At 57.3% G+C, this 16815-nt stretch carries 18 protein-coding genes and 1 tRNA gene; 15 read left to right on the plus strand and 4 right to left on the minus strand.

Going from position 1 to position 16815, the window contains the following annotated elements; all coding sequences use genetic code 11:
* Positions 1-139 precede the first annotated feature (139 nt).
* Together ACA051_RS07400 and ACA051_RS07405 are read left to right on the plus strand one after the other, a co-directional pair.
* Positions 140-394 carry an FAD assembly factor SdhE gene (locus tag ACA051_RS07400; RefSeq protein WP_007944081.1) on the plus strand — a complete coding sequence of 85 codons (255 nt, stop codon included), beginning with the start codon at positions 140-142 and terminating at the stop codon, positions 392-394.
* Positions 378-830, plus strand: a complete 453-nt coding sequence (locus tag ACA051_RS07405) for a protein YgfX (protein ID WP_497308922.1) — start codon at positions 378-380, stop codon at positions 828-830. The genes ACA051_RS07400 and ACA051_RS07405 overlap by 17 nt, the downstream gene beginning before the upstream one ends.
* On the opposite strand, the gene nadB is transcribed toward ACA051_RS07405, so the two are convergent.
* A complete protein-coding gene (nadB, locus tag ACA051_RS07410) occupies positions 799-2415 on the minus strand; it encodes an L-aspartate oxidase (RefSeq protein WP_497308924.1) in 1617 nt (538 codons plus the stop codon). The genes ACA051_RS07405 and nadB overlap by 32 nt on opposite strands.
* A 558-nt stretch (positions 2416-2973) precedes the next feature.
* Here nadB and rpoE point away from each other — a divergent pair.
* The 4 genes from rpoE (at position 2974) to ACA051_RS07430 (ending at position 6745) form a co-directional block, all read left to right on the plus strand.
* Entirely contained in the window at positions 2974-3555 is a 582-nt protein-coding gene (gene rpoE, locus ACA051_RS07415) for an RNA polymerase sigma factor RpoE/AlgU (protein ID WP_007944079.1), read from the plus strand.
* Between the two features lie 30 nt (positions 3556-3585).
* Complete coding sequence (locus ACA051_RS07420; RefSeq protein WP_077749615.1) at positions 3586-4173, plus strand: sigma-E factor negative regulatory protein; 588 nt, start codon at positions 3586-3588, stop codon at positions 4171-4173.
* An 8-nt stretch (positions 4174-4181) separates the two neighbouring features.
* Positions 4182-5138, plus strand: a complete 957-nt coding sequence (locus tag ACA051_RS07425) for a MucB/RseB C-terminal domain-containing protein (RefSeq protein ID WP_497374163.1) — start codon at positions 4182-4184, stop codon at positions 5136-5138.
* A gap of 188 nt (positions 5139-5326) precedes the next feature.
* The gene (locus ACA051_RS07430; RefSeq protein ID WP_497310553.1) at positions 5327-6745 is read left to right on the plus strand and encodes a DegQ family serine endoprotease; all 1419 of its coding nucleotides are present in this window, start codon (positions 5327-5329) and stop codon (positions 6743-6745) included.
* 78 nt (positions 6746-6823) lie between these two features.
* Here the strand turns inward: ACA051_RS07430 and ACA051_RS07435 are convergent, their stop codons facing one another.
* Positions 6824-8257, minus strand: coding sequence for a M48 family metalloprotease (locus tag ACA051_RS07435; protein ID WP_497374165.1), 1434 nt, complete (start codon positions 8255-8257; stop codon positions 6824-6826).
* A 98-nt stretch (positions 8258-8355) separates the two neighbouring features.
* On the opposite strand from ACA051_RS07435, the gene ACA051_RS07440 reads away from it, so the two are divergent.
* Together ACA051_RS07440 and ACA051_RS07445 are read left to right on the plus strand one after the other, a co-directional pair.
* The gene (locus tag ACA051_RS07440; protein ID WP_497308928.1) at positions 8356-8595 is read left to right on the plus strand and encodes a sulfurtransferase TusA family protein; all 240 of its coding nucleotides are present in this window, start codon (positions 8356-8358) and stop codon (positions 8593-8595) included.
* A 31-nt stretch (positions 8596-8626) separates the two neighbouring features.
* On the plus strand, positions 8627-9697 hold the full coding sequence (locus ACA051_RS07445; RefSeq protein WP_497308930.1) for an AI-2E family transporter: 1071 nt from the start codon (positions 8627-8629) through the stop codon (positions 9695-9697).
* A gap of 126 nt (positions 9698-9823) precedes the next feature.
* Here the strand turns inward: ACA051_RS07445 and ACA051_RS07450 are convergent, their stop codons facing one another.
* Together ACA051_RS07450 and ACA051_RS07455 are read right to left on the minus strand one after the other, a co-directional pair.
* Positions 9824-10297 (minus strand): peroxiredoxin, encoded by a 474-nt coding sequence (locus ACA051_RS07450; protein ID WP_497308932.1) that lies wholly within the window; start codon positions 10295-10297, stop codon positions 9824-9826.
* 10 nt (positions 10298-10307) lie between these two features.
* Positions 10308-10868: a glycine cleavage system transcriptional repressor gene (locus ACA051_RS07455; protein ID WP_045058768.1), complete on the minus strand. Its 561-nt coding sequence runs from the start codon at positions 10866-10868 to the stop codon at positions 10308-10310.
* A 328-nt stretch (positions 10869-11196) separates the two neighbouring features.
* On the opposite strand from ACA051_RS07455, the gene dapA reads away from it, so the two are divergent.
* The 7 genes from dapA (at position 11197) to ACA051_RS07490 (ending at position 16809) form a co-directional block, all read left to right on the plus strand.
* Complete coding sequence (dapA, locus tag ACA051_RS07460) at positions 11197-12075, plus strand: 4-hydroxy-tetrahydrodipicolinate synthase (RefSeq protein ID WP_010462253.1); 879 nt, start codon at positions 11197-11199, stop codon at positions 12073-12075.
* A 17-nt stretch (positions 12076-12092) separates the two neighbouring features.
* The gene (gene bamC, locus ACA051_RS07465) at positions 12093-13208 is read left to right on the plus strand and encodes an NlpB/DapX family lipoprotein (RefSeq protein WP_497308933.1); all 1116 of its coding nucleotides are present in this window, start codon (positions 12093-12095) and stop codon (positions 13206-13208) included.
* A 4-nt stretch (positions 13209-13212) separates the two neighbouring features.
* Positions 13213-13971, plus strand: a complete 759-nt coding sequence (locus ACA051_RS07470; protein WP_008153089.1) for an MBL fold metallo-hydrolase — start codon at positions 13213-13215, stop codon at positions 13969-13971.
* Between the two features lie 28 nt (positions 13972-13999).
* The gene (purC, locus tag ACA051_RS07475) at positions 14000-14713 is read left to right on the plus strand and encodes a phosphoribosylaminoimidazolesuccinocarboxamide synthase (protein ID WP_008034929.1); all 714 of its coding nucleotides are present in this window, start codon (positions 14000-14002) and stop codon (positions 14711-14713) included.
* 83 nt (positions 14714-14796) lie between these two features.
* A tRNA-Ser gene (locus tag ACA051_RS07480) sits at positions 14797-14886 on the plus strand.
* 247 nt (positions 14887-15133) lie between these two features.
* The gene (locus tag ACA051_RS07485; protein WP_497374168.1) at positions 15134-16042 is read left to right on the plus strand and encodes a HipA domain-containing protein; all 909 of its coding nucleotides are present in this window, start codon (positions 15134-15136) and stop codon (positions 16040-16042) included.
* On the plus strand, positions 16039-16809 hold the full coding sequence (locus ACA051_RS07490) for an HIRAN domain-containing protein (RefSeq protein ID WP_497374170.1): 771 nt from the start codon (positions 16039-16041) through the stop codon (positions 16807-16809). The genes ACA051_RS07485 and ACA051_RS07490 overlap by 4 nt, the downstream gene beginning before the upstream one ends.
* Positions 16810-16815 lie beyond the last annotated feature (6 nt).

A 16815-nucleotide genomic window follows, 5' to 3' on the forward strand; every position in this document is an offset into this window, starting at 1 on the left:
AGGGTAAAGAATCTGGGGGACATCATAAGGGGGCGCTCTCGAAATGGGTAGTTCGCAAAGGATCGATGGCGCCCGACCAAAGCCGAGTGTTCGACCGGGCTTGGGCCTGTATACTTGCCGCCTATTTGAGGAGCGCTCCATGGTCGAAGATGTTGAACTGAATCGCCTCTACTGGCACAGCCGCCGCGGCATGCTCGAGCTTGACGTATTGCTGGTGCCGTTCGTTAAGGAGGTCTACCCGCATCTCAACGACGTCGACCGCGATTGCTACCGCAAGCTGCTCGAATGCGAAGATCAGGACATGTTCGGCTGGTTCATGGAACGCGCCGAATCAGAAGATCCGGAGCTTCAGCGCATGGTCCGCATGATCCTGGATCGTGTCCAGCCCAAGTAATGCGTTCGAATGCCGCTGGCATGCCTCGCGGCAGTTGCTGGCGGCGTATCTTGTGGCCCAGCTGTTCGCGCTGGGTTCGTTGTTTCTTCTTTCCATACCGCTCTGGGCCAGTTTGCTCGGCATGACGCTGTGTGTGGTTCATGGCGTCTGGCTGCTGCCGCGTCAGATTTTGCTGACACATCCACAGGCATTTCGCGGCTTGCGTCGCGATGCCGATGGCTGGCAGTTGTGGAATCAGGGCTCAGGCTGGCAGCCCGTGCAACTACGACCGGACAGTCTGGCGTTGCCGATGATGGTGGTCCTGCGTTTTCGACTGCGAGAGGAGCGGCGGGTCAGATCGATCTGCGTTCCCCGGGACTCGCAGGCGGCGGATGTGCACCGACGCCTGCGGGTCAGGCTCACATTCAGTCGGCGTAGGTGGGCGGCACCAGAATAGTGTCCAGCGCGACCGGCAGCATGTCCGGGTAGTCGAGGGTGTAATGCAGGCCACGACTCTCCTTGCGCTCCATGGCTGACCGGATCATCAGCTCCGCCACTTGGGCCAGGTTGCGCAACTCGATCAAATCCCGACTGACCTTATAGTTGCTGTAGAACTCGTCAATCTCGTCCAGCAACAGCCGCACGCGATGCTGCGCGCGTTGCAAGCGCTTGTTGGTGCGCACGATGCCCACGTAGTCCCACATGAATCGCCGCAGTTCATCCCAGTTGTGCGCAATGATCACGTCTTCGTCGGAGTCAGTGACCTGGCTGGCATCCCAGACGGGCAGGGTGATCGGAATCGAAACCTGCGGCAGCTGTTTCAGAATGTCCGCCGCCGCCGAACGGGCGTAGACGAAACACTCCAGCAGCGAGTTGCTGGCCATGCGGTTGGCGCCGTGCAGGCCGGTGAAACTGGTTTCGCCAATGGCATACAGCCCCGGCACGTCAGTGCGACCATTCTGATCGACCATTACGCCGCCGCAGGTGTAGTGCGCCGCGGGAACCACGGGAATCGGTTGCTTGGTGATGTCGATGGAAAACTCGAGGCAGCGTTCATACACCGTCGGGAAGTGAGTCTTGATGAACGCTTCGGGCTTGTGGCTGATGTCCAGATAGACGCAGTCGACACCCAGGCGCTTCATCTCATGGTCGATGGCGCGGGCGACGATGTCCCGGGGCGCGAGTTCGGCACGCGGGTCGAAACGCTGCATGAAACGTTCGCCGTTGGGCAGCTTCAGGTGTGCCCCTTCGCCGCGCAGGGCTTCAGTGATCAGGAAACTCTTGGCTTGCGGGTGGTAAAGGCAGGTCGGGTGGAACTGGTTGAACTCCAGGTTTGCCACTCGGCAGCCCGAACGCCACGCCATGGCGATGCCATCTCCGCAGGCTCCGTCGGGGTTGCTGGTATAGAGGTAGACCTTGGCTGCGCCGCCGGATGCCAGGATTACGAATCGTGCGCCGTAGGTGTCGACTTCACCAGTGCCACGATTGAGGACGTAGGCGCCGAGGCAGCGATCACCTTCCAGGCCCAGGCGTTTTTCGGTGATCAGGTCAATGGCGACTCGCTGCTCCAGCAGTTCGATATTCGGTCTGAGTTTGGCTTGGGCGAGCAGGGTTCTGAAAATCGCCGCGCCTGTGGCATCGGCCGCATGAATGATGCGCCGATGGCTGTGACCGCCTTCGCGGGTCAGGTGAAACTCGAATCCACCGTCTTCAGTGCCGGATTGTTCATCGCGGGTAAACGGTACACCTTGGTCGATCAGCCACTGGATGGCTTCTTTACTGTGCTCGACGGTAAAGCGCACGGCGTCTTCGTGGCAAAGGCCACCGCCGGCATTGAGGGTGTCATCGACGTGGGATTCGACAGTATCGGTGTCATCCAGAACGGCTGCGACGCCGCCCTGGGCCCAGAAAGTCGAGCCGTTGGCGAGGTCGCCTTTGCTCAGTACGGCGATGCGCAAATGACCGGGCAAGGTCAGCGCAAGGCTCAAACCGGCAGCGCCGCTGCCAATGACCAGAACATCGTGTTGAAACTGTTGGCTCATTTCAGGATTCCGCTCAAAGCGACCCGGGTCGGGGTTGGCGCAAGACTCCTGGAACGGCGAGTCAAGGCAGCCACACAGCCCACTAGTATATAGAGGGGGGGAGCGGCACAATACCCGAGCGCATATGGCATTGTGAAACTACCGTGACAGAAAATACCTGACGCTTCGTCGGATGGTTTTTCGGGCGGTTCTGCGGCAAGGCGACTGTATCAACGATTTAACAGTCTTTTTCTGTTCAGGGTTGCATGATGTCGCTTTCGCCCGGCTATAAATATTTGGAACTTTTGCCAAAGGCCCAAGATCAATAGACGGTGCCTGAAAAGAAGGACAGTGTCGGTTTCAGGGCGGGGCTTGTGGTTTGGTCCTGGTCAGTGAGTCCGATGACAAGATTATTCGCGCAGCCGGGTCATGCCGAGCTGCGCTTTTCGTGCGTGCCAAATCAGAGCCCGCAGGAAACTTGCTTGGAGGGGGAGAACTTTTGCGAAAAGCCCGAGTCTATGTTTGCAAGTCTGGTCGTTTAGTTATGCAAGCCTCCTCCGAGCTTATCGAGGAGTGTTCATGCTAACCCAGGAAGAGGATCAGCAGCTCGTCGAGCGCGTTCAACGCGGCGACAAGCGAGCTTTCGATCTGCTAGTGCTGAAATACCAGCACAAAATTCTCGGGTTGATCGTGCGTTTCGTGCACGACACCCATGAAGCCCAGGATGTGGCACAGGAAGCCTTTATCAAGGCCTACCGCGCACTTGGAAACTTTCGCGGAGATAGCGCGTTTTATACGTGGCTTTACCGCATCGCCATCAACACGGCGAAGAATTATCTGGTTTCACGCGGCCGTCGGCCGCCGGATAGCGATGTCAGTTCTGAAGATGCAGAGTTCTACGATGGCGATCATGGCCTCAAGGATCTCGAGTCGCCAGAGCGTGCATTGCTGCGGGATGAGATCGAAGGCACCGTCCATCGAACCATTCAGCAACTGCCAGAAGATTTGCGTACAGCTTTAACTTTACGTGAATTCGATGGTCTGAGTTACGAGGACATTGCGGCGGTCATGCAATGTCCGGTGGGTACCGTGCGCTCCCGGATTTTCCGCGCTCGGGAGGCCATCGATAAAGCCCTGCAGCCGTTGTTGCAGGAAAACTGAGACAGCGGCGATAGCCAAGAGAGGAACGCCATGAGTCGTGAAGCCCTGCAGGAATCGCTGTCCGCAGTGATGGATAACGAAGCGGACGAACTGGAATTGCGTCGGGTATTAAATGCCTTTGACGATGTTGAAACCCGTGAAACCTGGGCTCGTTATCAAATCGCTCGGGCAGTTATGCACAAGGATCTTCTGCTTCCACGTCTGGACATCGCCGCGGCAGTTTCTGCTGCTTTGGCCGACGAAGCCGTACCGGCAAAAGCCTCCCGTGGTCCATGGCGCAGCCTGGGTCGATTGGCTGTTGCTGCTTCGGTGACCGTAGCCGTGCTGGCCGGTGTGCGTCTGTACAACCAAGACGAGATCGCGGGTGTCGAATTGGCTCAGCAATCCAGTCAACCGGGTCTGGCCGTTCCTCAGGTCAAGGGTCCAGCTGTATTAGCAGGCTACAATGAGAGTTCGGAAGCCACTGGTCCTATGGCCAACGGCGTATTGCAAGGTCAACCAGGCTGGCACGATCAGCGTCTGCCAGGCTACTTGCGCCAACATGCTCAACAGGCTGCACTGAAAGGTACTGAGAGCGCTCTGCCTTACGCTCGTGCAGCAAGCCTGGAAAACCGTTAAGGAGGATCATGCGCGCCATACCTCTACTTTCGCTTCTGCTCAGTGGCTGGTTCATTGTTCCAGCCCACGCCGATGAAGCCCAGGACTGGTTGACCCGTCTTGGTCAGGCAGAGCAACAGCAAAGCTTTAACGGTACTTTCGTTTACGAGCGTAACGGTAGTTTTTCTACCCATAACATCTGGCATCGTGTCCAGGATGGCAAGGTCCGTGAGCGTTTACTCCAGCTCGACGGCTCAGCACAGGAAGTCGTGCGCATTGATGGGCATACTCAATGCGTCAGCGGCACCCTGATAGCAGGGCTTGGGGACTCTCCCAGCTCCGCTGCTCGTGCACTCGATCCACAAAAGCTGAAGAATTGGTACGAGCTTGCCGTCATTGGCAAGTCGCGTGTGGCTGGGCGTGCGGCAGTGATTGTTTCTTTGAAACCACGTGATCAGCATCGCTACGGTTTTGAGCTTCACCTTGATAAGGAAACCGGCTTGCCGTTGAAGTCATTGCTACTGAATGACAAAGGGCAGTTGCTGGAACGCTTCCAGTTTACCCAACTGGATACCGACAATGTGCCGTCTGACCGCGACTTGCAGGCAGGCGAGGATTGCAAGGTTGTCACCCTAGACAGTGACAAGGCTTCCGCCGTCAAGGCCGCCCAGGTCTGGCATTCGGACTGGCTCCCGCCCGGTTTCGAGTTGACCAGCAGCAGCGCCCGCAAAGATCCAGAGACCAAAACCCAGGTCAACAGTCTGATGTACGACGATGGTCTGGCGCGGTTTTCGGTATTCCTTGAACCGTTGAACGGTGCCACCGTTACCGATACCCGCACCCAGTTAGGCCCAACCGTTGCTGTTTCTCGACGCTTGACGACCCCTCAAGGCGAGATGATGGTGACCGTGGTCGGTGAGATTCCGATAGGTACTGCTGAACGGATTGCGCTGTCCATGCGCTCCGATGCCACTGCAACCAAGTAGTGAGCTGATATCGAAATGTTTGGTGAGCATTTCAATTTGCAAAAAAACCTGAATTTTTCTATAGGTCAGAACCTCACGGCTCTGGCCTTGTTTTGTTGTTCCCGGAACAAAAATACCGGCGTATCTTTCCCGGTGTTCCTTGCTCCATATCGCTTAACCATGCTCGTTGTAACGGGAGCCGTATGTCGATACCACGCTTGAAGTCTTATCTTTCCATTTTTGCCACCGTGCTGGTGCTCGGTCAGGCGGTCACTGCTCAAGCAGTCGAATTGCCTGACTTCACCCAGCTGGTCGAGCAGGCCTCGCCCGCGGTGGTGAACATCAGCACCACGCAAAAGTTGCCGGACCGCAGGGTGTCCGACCAGATGCCCGACCTTGAAGGCTTGCCGCCAGCGCTGCGCGAGTTTTTCGAGCGGGGCATGCCGCAACCGCGCTCGCCTCGCGGTGATCGCCAGCGTGAAGCGCAGTCCCTGGGCTCGGGCTTTATCATCTCGCCTGACGGCTACATCCTGACCAACAACCACGTGATCGCCGATGCCGACGAAATTCTCGTTCGTCTCTCCGACCGCAGTGAGTTGAAAGCCAAGCTGATAGGCACCGACCCACGTTCCGACGTGGCGCTGCTGAAAATCGAAGGCAAGGATCTGCCAGTCCTGAAACTCGGTAAATCCCAGAACCTGAAGGCCGGCCAATGGGTCGTAGCGATCGGCTCGCCGTTCGGCTTCGACCACACCGTGACCCAGGGCATCGTCAGCGCTGTCGGTCGTAGCCTGCCGAACGAAAACTATGTGCCGTTCATCCAGACCGACGTACCCATCAACCCGGGTAACTCAGGTGGTCCACTGTTCAACCTGGCCGGTGAAGTGGTCGGGATCAATTCACAGATCTACACCCGTTCTGGCGGCTTCATGGGCGTGTCGTTCGCGATCCCTATCGATGTGGCAATGGACGTATCCAATCAGCTGAAAAGTGGCGGCAAAGTCAGCCGTGGCTGGTTGGGTGTCGTGATCCAGGAAGTGAACAAGGATCTGGCCGAGTCGTTCGGTCTTGAGAAGCCGGCCGGTGCGCTGGTAGCCCAGATCCAGGAAGATGGCCCGGCTGCCAAGGGTGATCTGCAAGTCGGCGACGTGATCTTGAGCATGAACGGTCAACCGATCGTCATGTCAGCCGATCTGCCGCACCTGGTGGGCGCTCTGAAAGAAGGCGCGAAGGCCAATCTTGAAGTGATTCGCGACGGCAAGCGCAAGAATGTCGAGCTGACGGTTGGTGCGATCCCTGACGAAGGTAAAGAGCTGGGCTCGAAACTCAAGTCAGGCGTTGAAACCAACAGCAATCGACTGGGTGTTGCTGTCGCTGATCTGACCGCTGAGCAGAAGAAAACCTACGACCTCAAAGGTGGTGTGGTGATCAAGGAGGTTCAGGACGGTCCTGCATCGCTCATCGGCTTGCAGCCAAATGATGTGATCACTCACCTGAACAACCAGGCAATCAACGATAGCAAGGAGTTCGCTGAAATCGCCAAGGCACTGCCGAAGAATCGTTCGGTGTCCATGCGGGTTCTGCGTCAAGGTCGTGCCAGCTTCATCACCTTCAAACTGGCTGAATAAACCGGTTGTCGGTTGAATGAAAAACCGCCTCGAAAGAGGCGGTTTTTTTGTGTCTGCGTTTTATGTTCCTGAAGCAGGTCAGCCCATCATGTCCTTGACCATACGTTCCTGCTCCATCAACTCACGTTGCCGGGCGTCGATACGCGACGACAACGGGAAGTTGGCGCCGGCCTTGCGCTTGGCAAAGTCCAGTTGCTGAATGGCCTGGCGATAGTCGCCAACCAGGGCGAAGTACTCCGCGCGAGCCTGATGCAGGCCGATGATGTTGCCCGACAGGCCGCGAGTCTCGGCCACCTGATACCACACGTCCGGATCGTCCGGGCGCGACTTGAGCAGGCCTTCGAGCGCCTTTTCAGCATCGGCGGCGCGGTTTTGTTTCAGCAACAGATCGACACGCACCTGGTTCAACGGATAGTTGCCAGGGTACTGAGTCAGCATCCGGTCAACCCGTGTTTGAGCATCGGGCAGACGATTGTTGGTGATATCGAGATCGACCTGCGCCAGGTTGTAGATGATCTCGTTCGGTGATTTGGCCAGCAGCAGCTTGAGGTTCTCGCGAGCTTCATTCAACTGGCCACCCTTGATCTGGGCGATTGCCAGGCCATAACGGGCGACGTCGTTTTTCGGGTTCTCGTCGAGCTGCGCGCGGAAGCGCTTGGCGCCCAAGCCTGGGGTTTCTTCATAGACCAGCTGAACGCGTGCACGAATCAGCTGATACCGCATGGTGTCTTCGACGCCGCCCGCTTTGGCCTGTTCGGCGCGGTTGCGTGTGTCGGCGATCCGCGATTCGGTCACTGGGTGAGTCAGCAGGAATTCTGGCGGCTTGGCGTCGAAGCGGTATTGACGCATCAACCGCTCGAACATGGTCGGCATTGACCGCGGGTCGTAACCGGCCTTTTCCAGATTGAGGATACCGATGCGGTCGGCTTCCTGTTCGTTCTGGCGCGAGAAACGTCGTTGTTCCTGAATCGCCGCCGCCTGAGTGCCCGCAATCGCCGCAATCCCGGCGTCACCGGCACCGGCAGCTGCAATGACGATACCGGCCAGCAGAGCTGCCATCATCGGCACTTGCATGCGCTGTTGGGCTTCAACGCCTCGGGCAAAGTGGCGTTGCGACAAGTGAGCCAATTCGTGCGCCAGTACTGAAGCGTATTCGCCCTCAGTCTGCGCATTGAGGAACAGACCGCCGTTGACCCCGACAATCCCACCCGGCGCCGCAAAGGCGTTGAGCTGCGGGCTGTTGATCAGGATGAACTCCAGGCGCCGGTCATTGACCTGGCTGGTTTCCACCAGGCGGTAAACGCTGGATTCGACGTAATCCTTGAGCTGCGGATCGTTGAGCTGCGAGACCTGGCTGCGCAACAGTGCCAGCCACGCACGGCCCAGTTGGTATTCCTGTTGCGGCGAGACAATGGCAGAACTGGCGTCGCCGAGTGACGGCAGGTCGTCGGCGAAGCCCGGTGAGGCGAGCAGGCAAGCGAGCGTCAGCAGGGTAGGGCGCAAAAAAGTCATGCACAAAGCCTTAGTCGACAAAGACCTTACTGTAGCCGGACACTTGGCTTGGGACCAGATATTCTAGGCAGCACTACCACCTGACCCGGAGCGATGTAATGACCGACGCTGTAGCCCATGACGCCGAACTGGACGCCAGTGGCCTGAATTGCCCCTTGCCGTTGCTCAAGGCCAAGCTGGAGCTGAATCGACTGGCCAGTGGCGCGGTGCTCAAGGTCATCGCCACCGATGCGGGTTCCCAGCGCGACTTCCGCACCTTTGCCCGATTGGCCGGTCATGTGCTGCTTCGCGAAGAAGATGAGGCGGGTGTTTACCGCTACTGGTTGAAAAAAGCCTGAAACCTGCTGCGTTCATTTCTAAGGATTTTTGATGTTCAAGGTGTTACGCGACTGGATTCAGCGCTACTTTTCCGATGAAGAAGCCGTGGTGCTGGCCGTGCTGCTGTTTCTGGCCTTTACCGCCGTGCTCACGTTGGGCGGCATGCTTGCGCCGGTGCTGGCCGGGATGGTGCTGGCGTATCTGATGCAAGGCCTGGTTGTCACCCTCGAACGCCTGCGCATGCCCGGTGGGGTGGCGGTAGGGCTGGTCTTCGCCTTGTTCATGGGCGTTTTGCTGGTGTTCATTATTGTCGTGGTGCCGTTGCTCTGGCATCAGTTGATCACGCTGTTCAATGAACTACCCGGCATGCTCGCCAAGTGGCAGTCGCTGCTGTTGCTGCTGCCCGAACGCTATCCGCATCTGGTATCGGACGAGCAGGTGCTGCAGGCCATCGAGGTGGCGCGGGGCGAGATCGGCAAGTTTGGCCAGTGGGCGCTGACGTTCTCGCTGTCGAGCCTGCCGTTGCTGGTGAACATCATGATCTACCTCGTACTGGTACCGATCCTGGTGTTCTTCTTCCTCAAGGACCGGGAAATGATCGGCCAGTGGGTGCGCGGCTACCTGCCGCGTGAACGGGCATTGATCACCCGTGTAGCCCATGAAATGAACCGGCAGATTGCCAACTACATTCGCGGCAAGGTCATTGAGATTTTCATTTGTGGCGGTGTGACCTACATCGGTTTTGTCGTGCTGGGGCTCAACTACGCAGCGCTGCTGGCGTTGCTGGTGGGGGTGTCGGTGGTGGTGCCTTACGTCGGCGCAGTGGTGGTGACGGTGCCGGTCATGCTGATTGCGCTGTTCCAATGGGGCTGGAGCGATCAGTTCATTTACCTGATGGCGGTCTACGGGATTATCCAGACGCTGGACGGGAATGTGCTGGTGCCGCTGCTGTTTTCGGAGGCGGTGAATTTGCATCCGGTGGCGATTATCTGTGCGGTGCTGTTGTTTGGCGGGTTGTGGGGGTTCTGGGGGGTGTTCTTTGCGATTCCGCTGGCGACGCTATTTAAAGCTGTGCTGGATGCCTGGCCGAGGAAGGAGGCGGTGGTGGCGCCGTTGCTTTAACGGATAACCCTGATTTTTTCAGTGAGGCTGAGGGCCTCTTCGCGAGCAAGCCCGCTCCCACAGGATCACCTAAATCCTGTGGGAGCGGGCTTGCTCGCGAAGGCATCAGAGCGGACGCCGATAAATTCAGGCCTTGTTCAACGCCTGTGCAGCCGCCAACACTGTATCCACATGCCCCGGCACCTTCACACCGCGCCATTCCTGACGCAGCACGCCATCCTTATCAATCAGGAACGTGCTGCGATCAACGCCCATGTATTCCTTGCCATACAGCTTCTTCAGCTTGATCACATCAAACAACTGGCACAGCGCTTCTTCCTTGTCGCTGATCAGCTCGAAGGTGAACGCTTGCTTGGCCTTGAAGTTCTCGTGGGATTTCAGGCTGTCGCGTGAAACGCCAAACACTTCAGTGTTGGCCGCTTTAAAGGCATCAAGCTGATCGCGAAAACCCTGGCCCTGAGTGGTGCAGCCCGGCGTGCTGTCCTTCGGATAGAAGTAGATCACCACTTGCTTGCCTTTAAGGCCCGCGAGGCTGACGGTCTGTCCATTGGTGGCGGGTGCTTCGAAGTCGGCAACCGGTTGGTCGATTGCAACGGCCATGAAAGCTTCCTTACATTGGGTTTTGTGGGCGCCACGGTTCGATCAGTGCGTCCAGGTTCAGCGCGTCGGCGAAATCCAGGAACTGATCACGCAACCAGCTGATCTGCACGCCGGCCGGCAAAGTCACGGTAAACGTGGCGTTGAGCATGGTGCCGCCGGTTTGCGGCGCCTGATACGTGTCGCAGGTCAGGTTTTCCAGCTCGACGTTGTGGTCCATGAAGAACTGGCACAGCTCGTTGATGATGTCCGAACGATAGGCCGAACTGACATAAGCGACGTAAGGCAAGGCCTGGGGACGATTCTCCAACGCCGCGCTGCGCACCACATTCACGGTGAATGCGTGCTTCTTGGCGAGGCCCGACAGGCTGCCTTCCAGGCGAGCCAGGGCGTCCCAGCTGCCGGAGATCTCGAGGACCAACGCGCTGCACTCGCCATGACGGGTCAGGCGAGAGGTGACCACGGCGCAGCGGTTTTCATGGCTGGCGCGGCACAGGACGTTAGTCAGCTCCATGGGGTTGGCGCCGAGGGCACTGATGACAAGGAATTGTTCGCGAACTGTGGGGGTGGACATGCAGCATTCCTAAAGCGATGAGCGGTCGATACTTTTACGGGCTTTTACTACCGGGGGCGAGCCTGCGGATGCGAATTCAGAAAACCCGGGCCGAAGGTTGCACCGTGCTCCATCAAGGCAGAAGCGAGGGGTGGCAACGCTGGATCGGGGCTTGTGATGCCGAAAATGGAGGCTGAAACCCGACGTGCGAGCTTATCAGTACCGATCAAAGTCTGAAGGGTAGCGAAAAGCAGCGCCAAGGGGAATGGCAGCAGCGCAGTACTTCGCTTGTACAAGCATCTTGGCGCCAGTACCATTACGGCTCTCTTTTTCCGGCAGGAGCGGTTGCATGATTGCGGGCAGTATGGTGGCACTGGTCACACCCATGGATGCACAAGGTCGTCTCGACTGGGACAGCCTGAGCAAACTGGTGGACTTTCACCTGCAGAACGGCACCCACGCGATCGTGGCCGTCGGCACTACAGGTGAATCGGCCACCCTTGACGTGAACGAGCACATCGAAGTGATTCGTTACGTGGTGAAGCAGGTGGCAGGGCGCATTCCGGTGATCGCCGGTACCGGCGCCAACTCGACACGCGAAGCGATCGAGCTGACCACCAATGCGAAGACCGCCGGCGCCGATGCTTGCCTGCTGGTTACGCCTTACTACAACAAGCCGACCCAGGAAGGCTTGTACCAGCACTTCAAGGCCATCGCCGAAGCCGTCGACATCCCGCAGATCCTGTACAACGTGCCGGGCCGTACCGCCTGCGACATGCTGACCGAGACAGTGATCCGCCTGTCGACCGTGAAAAACATCATCGGCATCAAGGAAGCCACCGGCGACCTGGCCCGTGCCAAAGCCATCATCGATGGCGTCAGCAAAGACTTTCTGGTGCTTTCCGGTGACGACGCCACCGCAGTCGAGCTGATCCTGCTCGGCGGCAAAGGCAACATCTCGGTCACCGCCAATGTCGCCCCGCGCGACATGAGCGACCTGTGCAACGCTGCCCTGAAAGGCGACGCCGTCACGGCCCGCGCGATTCACGAAAAGCTGATGCCGCTCAATAAAACCCTGTTTATCGAATCCAACCCTATCCCCGTGAAATGGGCGCTGCATGAAATGGGCTTGATGCCGGACGGTATCCGTCTGCCGCTCACCTGGCTCAGCGCTGCCTGTCACGAACCGCTGCGGCAGGCCATGCGCCAGTCCGGCGTACTGGTTTAATTGAGGAAGCACTACGCATGAAGCGATTGGCCGGACTTTCCGCACTTGCCTTGATTATCTCCAGCACCAGTGGCTGTGGATGGGTCTGGGGCCCGGAAGGTTATTTCCGTGACCGTGGTAGCGATTACCTGGAAGCGCAACAGACTGCACCTATGCAATTGCCAACGGATGTCAGCACCGCCAAACGTCTGGATCCGCTGCTGCCGATCCCGCGCAACGTGGCTGATGACACCGCCAAAGGCGAATACATCGTGCCGCGTCCGCAGCCACTGTCGGCATCGGCTGACGCCAGCGCCTACTCGCTGCAGAAGAGCGGTGATTCGCGTTCGATCCTGGCCCAGAATCCACCCGCCGAAGCCTGGCCAGTGGCTGTACAGTTCTTCCAGGACAACGGTTTCCGTCTGGACGAACAGAAGCCGCAAACCGGTGAATTCACCACCACCTGGCAGCGTTCCGACGAACTGTCGGCAGCGATGGCCAAGCGCCTGAGCGCCGCCGGCGTCAGCACCGACAGCGAAACCCGCGTTCGAGTGCGTATCGAGCCAGGCGTTCAGCGCAACACCAGCGAAATCTACGTGGTCAGCGCCGAGCGTCCTGCCGGCAGCACGGCCGACGTGGCCTTCACCAACCGTTCGGTCAACACTGGCCTGGACGCAGCACTGGTCGACGACATGCTCGCGAGCATGAGCCGCATCTCGGAGAAGGGCGGTTCGGTTTCCATGCTGGCTTCGCGTGATTTCGATACGCCGAGTCGTGTCAGCCTCAGCGAAGACGGTAGCGGCAACCCGGTTCTGAACGTCGGCAATGACCTGGATCGTGCCTGGTCGAGCGTCGGTCGTGCGCTGGAACAGGGCGAATGGCGCGTTGAAGACATCAACCGCAGCCTGGGCCTGTACTACATCAACCTCTCCGAAAAAGCCGAGAAGAAAGACGAGAAGCCTGGCTTCCTCAGCAGCCTGTTCGGCAGCGCGCCGAGCAAGGAAGAAGTTGAAGCCCGTGCCGAGCGTTATCAGGTTCGCCTGAGCAAGGTAGGCGACAACGTCCAGGTCACCGTCGAGAAAAACATCAACACCGTGGCGCCGGCAGAAGTGGCGCGCAAAGTGTTGAGCGTGATTCAGGACAACCTGGGCTGATCACATGCGTTTTGCCGTTCTCGGCAGCGGTAGCCAAGGGAACGGCACGCTGATAGCCAGCGCTGACACGTATGTGCTGGTGGATTGTGGTTTTTCCCTGCGGGAAACCGAAAAACGCCTGCTGCGCCTGGGTGTGAACCCTGCGCAGCTGAGCGCGATACTCGTGACCCACGAACATGCCGACCACGTGCATGGCGTGGGTTTGCTGTCTCGGCGCTACAATCTGCCTGTCTACCTCAGTCGCGGGACCCTGCGCGGGATGCGCAAACCGATTGAACCGGCTGGCCTTCTGGCTGGCGGCGAGCAACTGCAGATCGGCGCACTGAGCATCGGCGTCATTGCTGTGGCCCACGATGCACAGGAACCGACGCAGTACGTCTTCAGCGACGGTGAGCGGCGCTTCGGCCTGCTGACCGACCTGGGCTCGTATTGCAACAAGGTGCTGGACGGCTATCGGGACCTCGATGCGTTGATGATCGAGTCCAACCATTGCCGTGACATGCTGGCTCGCGGTCACTACCCGTACTTCCTGAAGCAGCGGGTGGGTGGTGAATTGGGACATTTGAACAACCACCAGGCGGCATTCCTGGTGTCTGAGTTGGGCTGGCAAGGCCTGCAACACCTGGTCCTGGCCCATCTGAGCAGCAAGAACAACCTGCCGCAGCTGGCCCGGCAATGTTTTGTCGACACCCTCGGGTGCGACCCGGACTGGCTGCAACTGGCCGATCAAGATTCAGGGCTCGACTGGCGACACATCGCCTAGCCCACCTACTTAGCAAGCGGAGCCCATCATGGAAAAACGTGAAGAACTCTACCGCGGCAAAGCCAAATCGGTTTTCAAGACCGACGACGCTGACCGCTTGATCCTGCTGTTTCGCAACGACACCTCGGCGTTCGACGGCAAGCGCATCGAGCAGCTCGACCGCAAAGGCATGGTGAACAACAAGTTCAACGCCTTCATCATGCAGAAACTCGAAGCCGCCGGCGTGCCGACCCAGTTCGACAAACTGCTGGGCGACAACGAATGCCTGGTAAAAAAACTCGACATGATCCCGGTCGAGTGCGTCGTGCGTAACTACGCCGCCGGCAGCCTGGTCAAGCGCCTGGGCGTCGAAGAAGGCATGAAGCTCAATCCTTACACCTTCGAACTGTTCCTGAAGGACGACGCCAAGGGCGACCCGTTCATCAACGAATCCCACGTCGTGGCGTTCGGTTGGGGCACCGCCGAGCAACTGGTTCGCATGAAAGAACTGTCGCTCAAGGTCAACGAGGTCCTGAGCAAACTGTTTGACGACGCCGGCCTGCTGCTGGTCGACTTCAAACTCGAATTCGGCGTGTTCTCCGACGGTTCCATCGTCCTGGGCGACGAATTCAGCCCGGACGGCTGCCGCCTGTGGGACAAGGCCACCGGCAAGAAAATGGACAAAGACCGCTTCCGTCAGGGCCTCGGTGACGTCATCGAAGCCTACGAAGAAGTCGCCAATCGTCTGGGCGTACCGCTTTAATCGACGCAAGCATCTGATAGCACGGAAAAATTTCGCTTAGGGGGTTCGCTTCCGGCGAAAGTGTTGTTATGATGCGCGCCGTTGGAGAGATGCCAGAGTGGCCGAATGGGACGGATTCGAAATCCGTTGTACCTTCACCGGTACCTAGGGTTCGAATCCCTATCTCTCCGCCATTATTGAACAAGACTAAGCCCCTGTAATCGTTGAAGATTACAGGGGCTTTTTCGTTTCTGTCATATCGTTTAGGGCATTTTTAGGGCAAAAATGTCGCCCCCCATACCGTCCTAGACCGCCGTACTCCGGGTAGGTGAGACCTTTGTCTAGCCATTGATCGCTTATTAGGGGAAGCTCTTTTATATTGCGTTCAATCATGTAAATTGCGTGGCTGTCGACCACCCACGCAAAGGAATCTGCGGATACATGTACAAGGTTATCGAGGTCCAGGAAGATTGGGTTGTCGATGAAGAATGGATGGGTACAAAAACCAAATTTTGGGTATCCATCCCTCCAGACGGTGACATTTGGCTGTTCAAGCACTCCAGGGTTTCCGGTCATGTGTTTGCTGGAGAGCACTGGTCTGAAAAGCTGGCAAGCGAGATAGCTAAAGTTATTGGCATACCATGTGCTGATGTCGAGCTAGCGTGCTTTAACGGTCAGCCTGGTTGCTTGAGTCGGAAATTCAGTGAGCTTGTCGACGGGGTTGAACTGGTACACGGTAACGAATTGCTTGCTGGTGCCATTCAGGGATACGACCAAGCCAAAAATTATGGGCTCAGCACACACACGCTTAAGAATATTCTGAGTACAGTCGATTCGCTGATGCCGAACCACGACGCAAAGGTCGAGGCAGCAATCGCAATAGGCGGCATGATTATTTTGGATGCGCTGATCGTGAACGTAGATAGGCATCATGAGAATTGGTGCGTGTTTCGATCGCGGGAGCAGAATGGCGTAAAGCACTGTATTGGTCCATCCTTCGATCATGCTTCCTCGCTTGGACGTGAGTTGAATTCGGACAAGATTGATTCTTGGCTGCGATCCGGTCTTGCTAACCGAGGCGAATGGTACGTAAATAAGGCTAGGGGAGCGATTTATTGGAATTCCTCTGGGTCAAAAGGGACTAATCCTCTAGAACTGCTCAGGTTGGCATATGGCGAATGGCCAGAAATGATCGAGCCATGGCTTGAGCGGCTTTCGAGGATTGATATTGAAGAGCTCTGTAGGTTGTTAGACGAGATTCCTGATGGCTACATTGAACAGCCATGTCGGGAATTTACCGCAGACCTACTTAGGTATACCTACCGTGAGCTGACAGGAATCAGACGATGAACACTTTATTTCTTGCATGGAGATCCGGGTACACGGTGGACGCCGCTACGCCACCGAAAGCCAGTTGGTTTCCAGTTGGCCGCCTCGACCGAGCTGATGATGGTCATGAGCTTTATACCTTTCGCTATTTGAAAGGGGCAAAAGTTGCAAAGTCAGTCGCCGGATTCAGTCCGCTGGAGGCATTTCCGGAGATGAGTGAGGTATATACCTCGCCGGAGCTTTTTTCAGTGTTTTCGAATCGGATCCCAAATCCACGGCGCTCGGACTTTTCGGAAATTGTTGAACGTATGGACCTGGAGGACAAGGCAGATCCGTTTCGAATCTTGTCTATTTCAGGTGGGGCGAGGCAGACTGATAGCCTTGAGATCTTTCCGCTTCTGACTACGTCTCCAGAAGGTGATTTTGTTTGTCGGTTCTTTATCCATGGCAGTAGATTCATGCATGAGTCCTCGAGCTTGGCCATGAATAATCTTGTCGGAGGCGAGAAGCTGAGAATTTGCTTTGAGGCTAACAATCCAGCTACCGGTTGGGCTATTCAGTTGCAAACCATTGATAAGCCACAAATTATTGGTTATGTCCCACGTTATTTGCTGCCTGATTTACATTCGATTAGGAAAAGTGACGATCAGGAACATTTAAGTGCGGTTGTGAAAAAGGTTAACGCAGCCCCGGCGCCATTGAATCAACGATTTCTCGTTGAGCTGAAAGGGCGCTTGCCAGCAGGGCAAGCAATGATGAGTTCTACTGAGTTTGAAGTTCTTTCTTGACGACAC

Source organism: Pseudomonas sp. LBUM1669, assembly GCF_059695705.1.

Bases quoted from the DNA above. Each gene is read 5' to 3' on its own strand.
- nadB (WP_497308924.1), bottom strand. From the start codon at position 2,415: ATGAGCCAACAGTTTCAACACGATGTTCTGGTCATTGGCAGCGGCGCT.
- ACA051_RS07425 (WP_497374163.1), top strand. From the start codon at position 4,182: ATGCGCGCCATACCTCTACTTTCGCTTCTGCTCAGTGGCTGGTTCATT.
- ACA051_RS07445 (WP_497308930.1), top strand. From the start codon at position 8,627: ATGTTCAAGGTGTTACGCGACTGGATTCAGCGCTACTTTTCCGATGAA.
- ACA051_RS07485 (WP_497374168.1), top strand. From the start codon at position 15,134: ATGTACAAGGTTATCGAGGTCCAGGAAGATTGGGTTGTCGATGAAGAA.
- ACA051_RS07455 (WP_045058768.1), bottom strand. From the start codon at position 10,868: ATGTCCACCCCCACAGTTCGCGAACAATTCCTTGTCATCAGTGCCCTC.
- ACA051_RS07400 (WP_007944081.1), top strand. From the start codon at position 140: ATGGTCGAAGATGTTGAACTGAATCGCCTCTACTGGCACAGCCGCCGC.
- ACA051_RS07470 (WP_008153089.1), top strand. From the start codon at position 13,213: ATGCGTTTTGCCGTTCTCGGCAGCGGTAGCCAAGGGAACGGCACGCTG.
- rpoE (WP_007944079.1), top strand. From the start codon at position 2,974: ATGCTAACCCAGGAAGAGGATCAGCAGCTCGTCGAGCGCGTTCAACGC.
- dapA (WP_010462253.1), top strand. From the start codon at position 11,197: ATGATTGCGGGCAGTATGGTGGCACTGGTCACACCCATGGATGCACAA.
- purC (WP_008034929.1), top strand. From the start codon at position 14,000: ATGGAAAAACGTGAAGAACTCTACCGCGGCAAAGCCAAATCGGTTTTC.
- ACA051_RS07490 (WP_497374170.1), top strand. From the start codon at position 16,039: ATGAACACTTTATTTCTTGCATGGAGATCCGGGTACACGGTGGACGCC.
- ACA051_RS07435 (WP_497374165.1), bottom strand. From the start codon at position 8,257: ATGACTTTTTTGCGCCCTACCCTGCTGACGCTCGCTTGCCTGCTCGCC.
- ACA051_RS07450 (WP_497308932.1), bottom strand. From the start codon at position 10,297: ATGGCCGTTGCAATCGACCAACCGGTTGCCGACTTCGAAGCACCCGCC.
- ACA051_RS07440 (WP_497308928.1), top strand. From the start codon at position 8,356: ATGACCGACGCTGTAGCCCATGACGCCGAACTGGACGCCAGTGGCCTG.
- ACA051_RS07420 (WP_077749615.1), top strand. From the start codon at position 3,586: ATGAGTCGTGAAGCCCTGCAGGAATCGCTGTCCGCAGTGATGGATAAC.
- bamC (WP_497308933.1), top strand. From the start codon at position 12,093: ATGAAGCGATTGGCCGGACTTTCCGCACTTGCCTTGATTATCTCCAGC.